This is a genomic window from Paenibacillus sp. SRL342 (assembly GCF_984798905.1).
In genome coordinates this window covers 2,568,327-2,580,609 of the sequence record NZ_OZ481790.1, presented here as the reverse complement: position 1 = coordinate 2,580,609, position 12,283 = coordinate 2,568,327, and the positions used below count along the sequence as shown (strand labels likewise).

The 12,283-nt window shown below is 46.5% G+C and carries 12 protein-coding genes; all 12 read right to left on the bottom strand.

Annotated elements, in window-relative coordinates:
• Positions 1–4: 4 nt before the first annotated feature.
• The 12 genes from dut to rnpM all read right to left on the bottom strand — a co-directional run bounded on the left by dut (position 5) and on the right by rnpM (position 12,269).
• Positions 5–451: a dUTP diphosphatase gene (dut, locus tag AC4E8D_RS11880; protein ID WP_221824149.1), complete on the bottom strand. Its 447-nt coding sequence runs from the start codon at positions 449–451 to the stop codon at positions 5–7.
• Complete coding sequence (locus tag AC4E8D_RS11875; RefSeq protein ID WP_062833834.1) at positions 411–1,694, bottom strand: M16 family metallopeptidase; 1,284 nt, start codon at positions 1,692–1,694, stop codon at positions 411–413. The genes dut and AC4E8D_RS11875 overlap by 41 nt, the downstream gene beginning before the upstream one ends.
• 99 nt (positions 1,695–1,793) lie before the next feature.
• A complete protein-coding gene (locus tag AC4E8D_RS11870) occupies positions 1,794–2,789 on the bottom strand; it encodes a polysaccharide deacetylase family protein (RefSeq protein WP_047842504.1) in 996 nt (331 codons plus the stop codon).
• Positions 2,790–2,964: 175 nt separating this feature from the next.
• On the bottom strand, positions 2,965–5,067 hold the full coding sequence (gene pnp / locus AC4E8D_RS11865; protein WP_101313440.1) for a polyribonucleotide nucleotidyltransferase: 2,103 nt from the start codon (positions 5,065–5,067) through the stop codon (positions 2,965–2,967).
• Between the two features lie 259 nt (positions 5,068–5,326).
• Positions 5,327–5,596, bottom strand: a complete 270-nt coding sequence (rpsO, locus tag AC4E8D_RS11860) for a 30S ribosomal protein S15 (RefSeq protein WP_056700672.1) — start codon at positions 5,594–5,596, stop codon at positions 5,327–5,329.
• A 159-nt stretch (positions 5,597–5,755) separates the two neighbouring features.
• Entirely contained in the window at positions 5,756–6,694 is a 939-nt protein-coding gene (locus AC4E8D_RS11855; protein WP_397376292.1) for a bifunctional riboflavin kinase/FAD synthetase, read from the bottom strand.
• A gap of 70 nt (positions 6,695–6,764) precedes the next feature.
• Positions 6,765–7,688, bottom strand: a complete 924-nt coding sequence (gene truB / locus AC4E8D_RS11850) for a tRNA pseudouridine(55) synthase TruB (protein WP_221824151.1) — start codon at positions 7,686–7,688, stop codon at positions 6,765–6,767.
• A complete protein-coding gene (locus tag AC4E8D_RS11845) occupies positions 7,682–8,659 on the bottom strand; it encodes a DHH family phosphoesterase (protein WP_221824153.1) in 978 nt (325 codons plus the stop codon). Before AC4E8D_RS11845 ends, truB begins: the two co-directional genes overlap by 7 nt.
• A gap of 19 nt (positions 8,660–8,678) precedes the next feature.
• Positions 8,679–9,038 (bottom strand): 30S ribosome-binding factor RbfA, encoded by a 360-nt coding sequence (gene rbfA / locus AC4E8D_RS11840; protein WP_017689140.1) that lies wholly within the window; start codon positions 9,036–9,038, stop codon positions 8,679–8,681.
• 25 nt (positions 9,039–9,063) lie between these two features.
• Entirely contained in the window at positions 9,064–11,649 is a 2,586-nt protein-coding gene (infB, locus tag AC4E8D_RS11835; protein WP_221824155.1) for a translation initiation factor IF-2, read from the bottom strand.
• Positions 11,642–11,971, bottom strand: coding sequence for a L7Ae/L30e/S12e/Gadd45 family ribosomal protein (locus tag AC4E8D_RS11830; RefSeq protein WP_017689142.1), 330 nt, complete (start codon positions 11,969–11,971; stop codon positions 11,642–11,644). The genes infB and AC4E8D_RS11830 overlap by 8 nt, the downstream gene beginning before the upstream one ends.
• Positions 11,964–12,269 (bottom strand): RNase P modulator RnpM, encoded by a 306-nt coding sequence (gene rnpM, locus AC4E8D_RS11825; protein WP_017689143.1) that lies wholly within the window; start codon positions 12,267–12,269, stop codon positions 11,964–11,966. The genes AC4E8D_RS11830 and rnpM overlap by 8 nt, the downstream gene beginning before the upstream one ends.
• Positions 12,270–12,283 lie beyond the last annotated feature (14 nt).

The window sequence follows — 12,283 nt, the reverse complement described above, 5'->3', positions numbered from 1 at the left end:
CTGCTTATTTCCCGGTATGACCAAATCCGCCTTCGCCACGTACCGTTTCCGAAAGTTCATTCACTTCCGTCAATTCAACCGCAGGCACGGTCTGGAAGACAATCTGTGCGATGCGCTCTCCCCGTACAATCGTGAACGGTTCCTGACCCAGATTAATCAACAGCACTTTAACTTCTCCGCGATAATCCGCATCAATGGTCCCCGGTGTGTTAAGGCAGGTAATACCATGTTTGAATGCCAGTCCGCTCCGAGGACGGATCTGTGCTTCCAATCCAGCTGGCATTGCCATCGCAAGTCCGGTAGGAATCAGCGTACGCTGACCCGGGTGCAATACAACATCTTCCTGAAGTGCAGCTACTACATCAAAGCCGGATGCCAGCTCCGACATTTTTTGAGGCAGTTTAATATCTTCATTGCCCGGCAGTTTCTGTATTTGAACGTAATGCAACAAAATCATCCCTTCTCAATCCAGCGATCGTCTTATCTGAAGCGCCAACCATAGCAAGTGCAAAAGGCTCAGCAAACATCAGATCAAGTACCGCGTTAATATCGTCCATGGTAACTTGCTCAATTTTGGTGATCATCTCATCCAGCGTATGGTGTCTGCCCAGCATGAGTTCGTTTTTACCCAGACGATTCATGCGACTGCCTGTGCTTTCCAAGCTCAGAATCAAGCTGCCTTTCAGCTGTTCTTTTCCTTTACGAAGTTCATCTTCGGACAAGCCGTTAACAGCCAGGTCGCGCAGAACCTCTTTGGTCAGATCGAGCACTTCTTTGGTCTGTTTTGGTGCTGTACCCGCATATATCGTGAAAAGTCCGCTGTCCGCATGAGAGCTATGATAGGAATACACGGAGTACGCAAGACCCCGTTTCTCACGAATTTCCTGGAACAGTCTGGAGCTCATGCCTCCACCAATGGCGTTATTCAGAACAACCATAGCGAATTGCAGCGGATCACCGATTTTACAGCCCGGGAACGAAATACAGATATGATTCTGTTCCGTTTTCTTTTTGTGAAAGAGCTGTCCACTTTGGAAGGCTGGCATCGTGACTGCTTCCGTTACCCCATTTACATCAAAAGCACCAAAATGCTTCTCCATCAGATCGATTACACTGTCATCAATATTACCCGCGATACTAATGACCGTGTTCTCAATCGTGTAGTGCTCCTTCATATATGCACGCAGATGACTGGAATCCATCGCTTTGAGACGTTCTTCCGTACCCAGGATTGGGTATGCGAGTGGATGCTCACCATAGGCGGCCAAGGCCATCAGATCATGAACCATATCATCCGGCGTATCTTCATACATTGAGATTTCTTCCAGAATGACGTTTTTCTCCTTGATCAATTCACCATCATCCATTTTGGAGCGGAAAAACATATCAGACAATACATCAACCGCAATCGGCAAATGTTCATCCAACACTTTAGCATAATAACACGTGTATTCTTTGGAAGTGAACGCATTCACATTACCGCCAATCGCATCGAACTGCTCTGCAATCGCCTTGGCATCATAACGATCTGTTCCTTTGAACAACATGTGTTCAATAAAATGTGATACTCCGTTACTTGCAGGTTGCTCATTGCGCGAACCTGTCTTGACCCATATTCCGAAAGACACAGAACGGCAGGTCGGTATCTGTTCCATGACAACTCTGAGGCCATTGCCCAGCTGAATTTTTTTCATGGTTGGCCCTCCTACATCTCTATAATTGCCTTGATCTCAACCTTGAAATTGAAATCGACATTTGGTTCCAACTGTTTGATATTAACAAAAAAACAACGTTCACTCAACCGCAGACGTATTTACACGTTCCGAAGACAACGTCTCACTTACTGTTCCGAGCACCAGACCTTTGGCCCGTATGGATTGAATCATGCCCTTTAAAGCTCCCGAAGAAGCAGCTGTAGGGTGCATTAGAATTAACGTGCCTGCCTCGGTATTTTTTGCAATTTTAGCAACAACGGCATCCGGGCTTGGCTTACGCCAATCCACAGTATCTACTGTCCATAACACGGTTTGCAGCCCCATGGATGAAGCAATGTCAACGGTCTTCTGATTAAAGTCACCGGAAGGCGGAGCAAACCAACGATTCTCTACACCCAGTGTTTTATGGAGCAGATCCTGGGTTTTGCTAATTTCCAGCTTGGCCCGTTCTGCGCTCAATCGACTCATATTCGGGTGAGAATACGCATGATTGGACATCTCATGCCCACGCTTCTGAATTTCTTTGGCCAGTTCAACGTTTTTGCTTAACCAACTTCCATCCAGAAAAAAAGTAGCCTTCACTTTCTCGGCATCGAGCGTATCCAGCATCGGTTTAATGTATTCGTTCCCCCAGGCCACATTAATCATAAAAGAAACCATCGGTTTGTTTGCATTTCCCCGATAGATCGGATGTGCACCCAAATCTTTAAGCTGAATCTCCGGCTCAATCTGACGGTAGACATACGCTATTTTGGTATTCAACGTTCCACTCAGCGCCTTACGGTATGTCGCTTCCACATCAATCTCCATGCCATTATAACCAGGAATTGCTTTCCATACCCGATCCACTCTGGCATTCACCGGAGCAATTTTCGTTTCAGCCGCTTTATCCCGAATCGCAGACAACAGCGCATCTTCTCCAGTTGCTTCCTTAAACATGTCAAAAGCATTTTGCGTACCTGGCCCATCACGGATCTCCGTAATGTATGTACGTACACTGCCAACTTGTCCGATCAATATGACCGCAGTCACACCCGCCAGAACAGCCGCCAGCTTTTTGGATTGGTTTCCCACAGCTCCATCCTCCCGCCGTCTTTGTCCCCATCATATGAGGACAAGGGCAAGAATATGAATGCTAAGCCATGTTTTCATCCTTGCTTTACGTATTTAAACGTTAAAAAAAGAGCCAGAAATTCACATTCTGTCTCTTCATTCAATCTATCCATTTATAACCTGTCGCTTCGGTATCCTAGGATTGAGCCGGAGCTTCAGCAGTCAAAACTGCTTTACGGGACAAGTTGATTCGACCTTGTGGGTCAATTTCCGTTACTTTTACCGTAATGGAATCACCGATAGCTACAACATCTTCCACTTTGGCAACACGTTCAGTTGACAGTTGCGAGATGTGTACCAGACCTTCTTTGTTCGGAAGTACTTCAACAAATGCACCGAATTTTTCTACGCGTTTTACTTTGCCGACATAAATCTCGCCGACCAATACTTCGCGCACAATACCTTCGATGATCGCTTTGGCTTTATCATTCATCTCCTGGTTGGAAGAAGCGATAAAGACACGTCCATCCTGTTCAATATCAATTTTAACACCGGTTTCTTCGATGATTTTATTGATAATTTTACCACCTGCACCGATAACATCACGGATTTTGTCCGGGTTGATATGCATCGTTGTAATTTTAGGTGCATATTGTGATAACTGCTCACGTGGAGTTTTCAAAATTTCGTTCATTTTGCCCAAAATGTGCATACGACCTTCTTTGGCTTGCGCCAATGCATCAGACAAAATTTGACGATTAATACCAGCAATTTTGATGTCCATTTGGATTGCAGTTACACCTTCAGGTGTTCCAGCTACTTTAAAGTCCATGTCACCGAGGTGATCTTCCATACCTTGAATATCACTCAGAATGGATACATGATCTCCATCTTTGATCAGACCCATAGCTACACCCGCAACTGGAGCTTTGATTGGTACACCTGCATCCATCATAGCTAAAGTGCTGGCACAGATACTTGCCTGAGATGATGAACCGTTGGATTCCAGAACTTCAGATACCAAACGAATCGTGTATGGGAAATCCGTTTCGGAAGGAATCACTTTGGAAAGCGCGCGCTCACCCAGAGCACCATGTCCGATTTCGCGACGGCCTGGAGCACGTAATGGACGAGCTTCACCTACGCTGAATGGTGGGAAGTTATAGTGATGCATGAATCGTTTCGTTTCTTCAAGACTGATTCCGTCCAAAATCTGAACATCACCCAGTGCACCCAGTGTACAAACGCTAAGTGCTTGCGTTTGACCGCGCGTAAACAGTCCTGTACCATGTGCACGTGGCAACAGAGATGTATCACATTCAATTGGGCGAATTTCAGCAAGTCCACGTCCATCCGGACGAACTTTATCATGCGTAATCAGACGACGCACTTCTTCTTTGACGATATCGTGCAGAACTTCCTTCACGTCTTTGAACAATTCCGGACTTTCAATATATTTCTCTTCAAAGTGAGCAACGGTTTCGTCATTCACTACATCGATTGCATCTTGACGAGCATGTTTCTCGGCGATTTTAACCGCTTCGACCAGACGAGCGCTGGCGAATTCACGCACGCTGCTGTTAACTTCAGTATTAACGGTACGCAACTTAACAGCCATTTTTTCTTTTCCAGCAACTTGCACAAGTTGTTCGATTACAGCAATAATATTTTGGATCTCATCATGTCCAAACATGATTGCTTCGAGCATCACTTCTTCCGGCACTTCGTTTGCTTCCGCCTCAACCATCATGATGGCATCTTTGGTTCCTGCAACGACCAGTTCAATATCACTGACTTCAAGCTGTGCAATCGTTGGGTTAATGATGAACTCGCCATCAATACGTCCAACTTTCACGCCACCAATCGGTCCGCTGAATGGAACATCCGAAATACTCAATGCTGCCGATGTACCAATCATTGCAGCAATTTGCGGTTCGCAATCCTGATCCACACTCATAACGATATTCAGAACTTGTACATCATTCCGGAAGCCTTCCGGGAACAAAGGACGAATTGGACGGTCTGTCAGACGGCTTGAAAGAATGGCTTTCTCACTCGGTCTGCCTTCACGTTTAATAAATCCTCCCGGGATTTTACCTACGGCGTACAATCTTTCTTCATAGTTCACCGTTAATGGGAAAAAGTCCAGATCTTTCGGCTCACTTGATGCTGTCACGGTACACAATACCACGGTATCCCCGTATGTTACCTTAACGGCAGCATTAGCCTGCTTGGCCAAACGCCCGGTCTCAAGCGTAAGCTTTCTTCCACCAAGCTGCATTTCAACACGCTGTTCCATGAAACCCCTCCTTATATTCGTTCCTAATTCAATGGATTCTGCATATTTACAGTATTTCCTGCTTGTCCTGCATTCATTAGCTATGTATGGAACTTTCAACATGCTAACCTGCACAACAAAAGCTCCTCACGGAGCCCCATCTACAAATATATGGCAACATGTTCATCTACAAAACAACCCGGCTGTAGGTTCCGCTTGTCCTTTTAGACAAAAGAATGACGGATAACAGCCAGGTTGGTTTTGAAAACATGTACGATAATTAACGACGCAATCCGAGTTTTTCGATCAGTGCGCTGTAACGTTTAACATCTTTGTTTTTCACGTAAGCCAAAAGCTTACGACGTTGACCTACCATTTTCAAAAGTCCACGACGTGAGTGGTGGTCTTTCTTATGCGTACGCAAGTGGTCTGTCAAACTTCTGATGTTTTCCGTAAGGATAGCAACTTGCACCTCTGGAGATCCTGTATCGGACTCGTGAGTTTTGTGCTCGTCGATCAGTTGTTGTTTACGTTCTTGAGTCAATGCCATCCTATTCACCTCCTTCAATATAATCGCCATTAGCCTCGTCACCGCCGGTGAGAGCAAGCAACCAAGCCAAGGTTAATGTTGTCTTAATCGACAACGTAGTACAGTATATCATAATTGCCTAGTTAAAGTAAATGTAAACATGCATTTAATCCTGAACCTTTAAGATAACAGGCGGCCGGCAGTTAATGCATCTTCACGAATTTGGCTAATCAATGCATCAATGGAGTCAAACTTTCGTTCTGCACGAATATAGTGAACGAGCTCAACCTTTAGTTCCTGGTCATACAAGTGTCCATCAAAATCAAGCAGGTGCACTTCAAACGTAGGTTTCATCCCGCTTTCGTGAAACGTAGGTTTCACACCAAGATTCATTACGCCATGCAGTTCCTGTTTGCCATACTGCACACGAACAGCGTAAACACCCTTCGACGGGGTAACGTAATGATCCGTGAGTTCAAGGTTGGCTGTAGGAAATCCAATCGTTCGTCCACGCTTCTCCCCATGAATGACGGTTCCTCTGATGCTGTAAGGTCGACCAAGCCACTGACTGGCCTCATCCATCTCCCCACGCTTCAACAGGCCACGAATGAGAGAACTGCTCACTTTTTCACCATTTAACAAGAACGGAGGAACGGTTTCCACCGTCATCTCTCCTTCTCCCAAAGTACGAAGAAGTTGTTCATCCCCTGCACCCTTGTGACCAAAACGGAAGTCAAAACCCACCACCGCTGTTCGTGTCTGAAGAGGAATCAACAGGTCGTGTACGAATTGTTGCGGCGTCAACCGTGAGAAATCTTCATTGAACTCCACCACATAGAGTACATCAACGCCCATTCCTGCCAAGATATCTTCTTTATCTCTCAAGGGAGTTAAATAACCCTCGTAATCCCCTTTGCGCATAACTTCCTTCGGATGTGGATGAAAGGTCATGACCGCTGCCTGCATGCCCGTTTCCCGCGCAATGCGGACAGCTGATAAAATGACACTTGCATGTCCGAGATGCAGTCCGTCGAATTGACCAATCGCAAGCACTTGGGGCAGTGTGCTCAGCTCAGTCGAATGTAACGTCTGCGGATAGGTTAGCATTACGGTTTTCACAATCATTCACCTGCATTTCACTAGATAGGCCAAGCTTGAGCATCACCACAACTCCAAGCCCGAAACCTCTTTATTCCGGCAAAAAGACTTTAACTGCCCTCACCGTTGGTTTTAGTTCATCCCGCTCAAATATCCCCAGAAACGTACCATCCTGAGCATACAACCGCATTAACCCAGGTTGCTCTACAGGTGGTTCCAGAAGACGTGCAGACAGTTTCTGACCTTGAAGTGCTCCTTTGGTCTGTTCTTCTCCAACCTTGTGGGCCGGAATTGAAGAAATAGCCTCGTCAACAGGAATCAGCGCCTCCGCTAAAGTCCCGTCAGCCATAAGTTGTTCCACTTCTTCAATACGAAGACAACGATCTGCAGAGATACCTGCCGATATTGTACGCTCCAGTTGAACCATGGTCGATGGATATCCGAGTTGCCGGCCAATGTCTACACACAATGTCCGAATATAGGTACCTTTTGAACATAAAGCCCGGAAAGATATATCGGTGGTCTCACCCTGAGTCTCAATCCCTGTAAGTTCGAGCTCATAGATTGTGACCTCACGACTCTTACGCTCTACCGTCTTACCTTCACGAGCAAGCTCATAAAGACGTTTGCCGTCTACCTTTACCGCAGAATACATGGGTGGTACTTGAGAGATCGTGCCCAGAAACTGCTCTAGCACCTGTTGAACCTGTTCCTGTGTTACTTCCACAGTCGTTTCAGCCCGCTCAATGACTTCCCCTGTCATATCCTCTGTGTCAGTAGAGAGTCCCAATCTGAGCGTAGCCAGATATTCCTTCGGAAGCTCCTGCATGTACTCCACCACACGTGTCGCCCGTCCAAGACAGAGCGGCAGAACGCCTGTAACTTGTGGGTCAAGTGTGCCCGTATGCCCAATGCGCTTCATTTTGAGAATGCGACGCATTTTGGCTACAACATCATGAGAAGTAAATCCCGCCGGTTTATATACCGGAAGTACACCTTCAAATGGCTTTACCATTGTGAGTTCACCTGCTTCAGTACTTTTGTGACAATATCATCAAGTCTGCCTTCCAGACGACATCCGGCTGCAAGCACATGCCCGCCTCCGCCAAAGGTCTGGGCTAGTGCAGCAACATCAATCTTGCCAGCTGAACGCAAAGAAACCTTGACCGCATTCTCGTTGATGACTTTGAAAAAGATACCAACTTCCACGCCCTGAATGTTACGCGGATAATTCACTACCCCTTCAAGATCTTCATTAGCTGCTCCACAAGCCACCATATCATCTGGTGTAATAACAACCCAGGCTATCTTTCCATCATCCGTCATCTGCAGGCTTGATAGTGCCTGATTCAAAATCCGAACTTGCGGAAGAGTCACCTGCTCCAACAAGGTCTGGGCAAGATAGGGTCCATCCACGCCATGTTCAAGCAGTCTGGAGGCCGTTGTCATTACATTTGGGCTGGTGTTGGCATAGCGGAAGCCACCTGTATCCGTAAGCAATCCTGTATAAACTGCCGTCGCAACATCTTTATCCCATGTTACTTGGAACAGGTTAAGAAAATCGAACAAAATTTCAGCGGTTGCAGCAGCATCTGACTTAATGATGTTGACTGTACCATAACCGTCATTTGTAGGGTGATGATCAATATTCAAAATAACAGCATCGTCTTCGAAATAATGACGTGTCAAACCTACTCTGGCAAAGTCTGCACAATCCACACAAATAACAGCTTTATATTTTCGCTGCGGTGGTTGTTCGGTCATGTTCACAATGTTGCCTGCTTCCCACAAAAAATGCATACGCCCGGGAATTTCGCCTTCATTAATCATCGTGAATGTCTTACCCAGACATGACAGCAGCCAGCCCACCGTTACCGTCGAGCTGACTGCGTCACCGTCCGGCTGTACATGCGACACGACCAGGTAATCATCATGCTCCAGCAGAAATTGCTTTCCGGCCTGGAGCGCCTGTTCATAAGTGTGCATTGCCGTCTCCTCTATTCTGTTACTGGGATTCGTTCTTGTCGGAACCAATATCGCCAAGCAGCTTCTCAATTCGGCTGCCATAAGCGATGGATTCGTCAATCTTAAATATCAACTCGGGAACATGCCGGAACCGGATACGTTTGCCCAGCTCGGAACGCAAAAATCCATTTGCTTTTGCCAGAGCTTTGAGCGTGTTATCTTTTTGTTCCTGCTCACCGAAGACACTCAGATAAACTTTGGCTTGCGACAAGTCTCCTGTCACTTCGACTCCCGTTACCGTAATAAAGCCGATACGTGGATCTTTCAGTTCAGACTGGATGAGCAGACTGATTTCTTTCTTGATCTGCTCGCCCACTCTACCTGTACGAATCTTAGCCATCGTTGTTCACCTCATGCTTCCTTGCTTATCGTTGTACTGTCTCCATAATGAAGGCTTCGATAACGTCGCCCTCTTTGAGATCATTATATTTATCCAGTGTAATACCGCACTCGTAACCTTGGGCTACTTCTTTGGCATCATCTTTATAACGTTTCAGGGAATCCAGCTTACCTTCGTAAAGGACAATGCCATCACGAATCAGGCGTGCTTCCGCAGAACGCGTAATTTTACCCGAGGTAACCATACAACCAGCGATGGTACCCACTTTACTGATGGAGAACGTGCTCCGAACTTCAGCATGACCGATAACTTTTTCTTTGTAGATCGGATCAAGCATACCTTTCATCGCTTGTTCAATTTCTTCGATAACACTGTAGATTACGCGATGCAGACGAATGTCTACTTGCTCTTGATCTGCAGTTGCTTTCGCCTGGTTATCAGGACGAACGTTGAAACCAATCACGATGGCATTGGATGCTGCTGCCAAAATGATGTCGGACTCCGTGATTGCACCAGCGCCGCTATGAATGATTTTCACGCGTACACCTTCAACTTCGATCTTCGCAAGGGAACCTTTCAATGCTTCAACCGAACCTTGTACGTCACCTTTGATGATTACGTTCAGATCTTTGATCTCGCCATCTTTGATGTGTTGGAACAGATCATCCAACGTTACGCGAGTATGTGTACCCAGATCGGATTCACGTTGCGTAATCGCACGTTTGTCAGCGATGGAACGCGCTTTGCGCTCATCTTCAAACACCATGAATGGATCTCCCGCACCTGGAACTTCAGTCAAACCTGTGATTTCAACAGGTGTTGAAGGTCCAGCCTCTTTCAGACGACGACCTTTGTCATTGACCATCGCACGGACACGACCGAAGCAGTTACCTGCTACGAAAGCATCGCCGACTTTCAATGTACCGTGCTGTACGAGGATACGTGCAACTGGGCCACGTCCTTTATCCAGCTCGGCTTCAATCACTGTACCACGGGCACGTTTGTCCGGGTTCGCTTTGTATTCGTTCACTTCTGCAACCAGCAGAATCATTTCAAGCAGACCTTCCAGACCCATTCTTTGTTTCGCTGACACGTTAACAAAGATGGTATCTCCGCCCCACTCTTCAGGAACGAGTTCATAGCTAGTTAGTTCTTGTTTCACTTTGTCTGGATCAGCACCCGGCTTGTCAATTTTATTGACAGCCACGATGATTGGTAGCCCAGCAGCTTTGGCATGGTTAATCGCCTCAATTGTCTGTGGCATAACACCGTCATCCGCAGCTACGACAATAATCGTCATATCCGTAACTTGTGCGCCCCGTGCACGCATCGCTGTAAACGCTTCGTGACCCGGAGTATCCAGGAACGTGATCTTTTTGTTGTTGATTTCAACTTGATATGCACCGATATGTTGCGTGATTCCGCCTGCTTCGCCATCGGATACATTCGTTGAACGAATAGCATCCAGCAAAGTAGTTTTACCATGGTCAACGTGACCCATGATCGTAACTACTGGTGGACGAGCCTGCAAGTCAGCAGCATCATCATTCTCTTCCAGTGTTTCGAAACGGTCATCTTCAAGCACAATCTTCACTTCAACCTCAACACCGAATTCACCTGAAAGCAGAAGGATCGTTTCGATATCAAGCTCTTGGTTGATTGTTGCCATAACGCCCATAGCGATGAGCTTTTTGATAACTTCGGAAGCATCCTTATGGAGCAACTTCGCTGTTTCACCAACAGTCATATCACCACGAACGATGATTTTCTTAGGTGTGTTATCAATTTTTTCACGTTGTTGGTACTGTTGTTGATTTCTGTTGCGGTTGTTCTTGCCACCACGGTTACCACGGAAGTTGCCGCCACGGTTGTCATCATAACGACGTCCACCGCCACCGCTGTTCGAACGGTTACCACTATTGTTGTTGCTGCCAGTAGTGCCACCTGGGCCGCTTCTACGTTGGCCTTGTCCTTGGCTCTGACCTTGGCCACCGCTACGGTTGCCAGCAGTACCTGTATTACCACCGCTGTTAGGTCCTGAAGTTCTTACCTGACCGCCACCGCTGTTATTCGGACGTTGACCCGATCCTTGCGGACGGGATGCAGTACTGCTTTGTCCACCTTGAGCTGGTCTTGGACGGTTAGTTGATTGTCCTCCTTGGCTTGAGCCTTGGGAAGAGTTCGTTCTGTTGCGGCTGTCTTGGCCGCTGGGTCTTTGGGTGCCATTGTTATTGTTGGAATTTGGTCTATTGTTCATACCTACCTGCTTTTCCTGTTGTATTTTTGTTTGTACGGGACTACCGGATGGGTTACTGCTCTTCGGCGTGTTCACTCCGCCGGCCGGCTTGTTGCTGTCCACTGGTTTGTCACTGCGCACTGCCGAAGTAGCAACTGGTTTTGCATCGTTACTTTGTTTCGAAGCAGCAGTGGATTTTATATCTTTAAAAAATTGTTCCACCTTACCGACTGAACCATTCTCCATGACACTCATATGATTGTTTACGGGAATTTCCAGCTTTTTAAGAATGGTTATAATTTCTTTACTACTCATATTAAGGGACTTCGCATATTCATAAACTCGCAATTTATCCTTGTTTTCCTGTTTACTCAATATACTCCACCTCCGACATTATACCGACTTGCTTGGAGATCATTTTTGCAAACCCTCGATCCGTTACTGCAAGAACAACACGCGTGTCTTTACCGATACTTGAACCCAGACTATCCCGGTCAAATCCGATCAACAGAGGAACCTTATAAGTTCCGCATTTATCGCGAAATTTCTTTTGTGTATTGGCTGAGGCGTCACCCGCAACAATAACCATTTTAGCTTCGGAAGAACGGATCGCTTTAAGTACAATTTCTTCACCTGTTACAAGTTTACCTGCACGCATAGAGAGTCCCAAATAAGATAGCGTTTTAATATTAGTCATGTTCACGCTCCTGTGCTGCTTTGAATTCATCCTCAACCGCGATGAAGTCAGCTGCTAATTGCTCGTAAATTTCAGGTGAGACTTTGCCTTTCAACGCCCGATCCAAAGCCCGGTTTTTGAGTGCGAGCTTAAAACAGGACTCTTTGCCGCATAAATAGGCACCACGTCCGGATTTTTTGCCAGTCAAATCGATCAGCACTTCATCCTCTGGCGTTTTAACAATGCGAATCAGCTGCTTTTTGGGCATCATTTCTTGGCATGCCACACATTTGCGCAGCGGCACTTTTTTTGGTTTCATACGTCAGCGCCCCC

What these genes read in the sequence shown, in the direction of transcription:
- AC4E8D_RS11875 (WP_062833834.1), bottom strand. Translation starts at nt 1,694, where the DNA reads ATGAAAAAAATTCAGCTGGGCAATGGCCTCAGAGTTGTCATGGAACAG.
- pnp (WP_101313440.1), bottom strand. Translation starts at nt 5,067, where the DNA reads ATGGAACAGCGTGTTGAAATGCAGCTTGGTGGAAGAAAGCTTACGCTT.
- rpsO (WP_056700672.1), bottom strand. Translation starts at nt 5,596, where the DNA reads ATGGCATTGACTCAAGAACGTAAACAACAACTGATCGACGAGCACAAA.
- truB (WP_221824151.1), bottom strand. Translation starts at nt 7,688, where the DNA reads ATGGTAAAGCCATTTGAAGGTGTACTTCCGGTATATAAACCGGCGGGA.
- AC4E8D_RS11845 (WP_221824153.1), bottom strand. Translation starts at nt 8,659, where the DNA reads ATGCACACTTATGAACAGGCGCTCCAGGCCGGAAAGCAATTTCTGCTG.
- rbfA (WP_017689140.1), bottom strand. Translation starts at nt 9,038, where the DNA reads ATGGCTAAGATTCGTACAGGTAGAGTGGGCGAGCAGATCAAGAAAGAA.
- AC4E8D_RS11830 (WP_017689142.1), bottom strand. Translation starts at nt 11,971, where the DNA reads ATGACTAATATTAAAACGCTATCTTATTTGGGACTCTCTATGCGTGCA.
- rnpM (WP_017689143.1), bottom strand. Translation starts at nt 12,269, where the DNA reads ATGAAACCAAAAAAAGTGCCGCTGCGCAAATGTGTGGCATGCCAAGAA.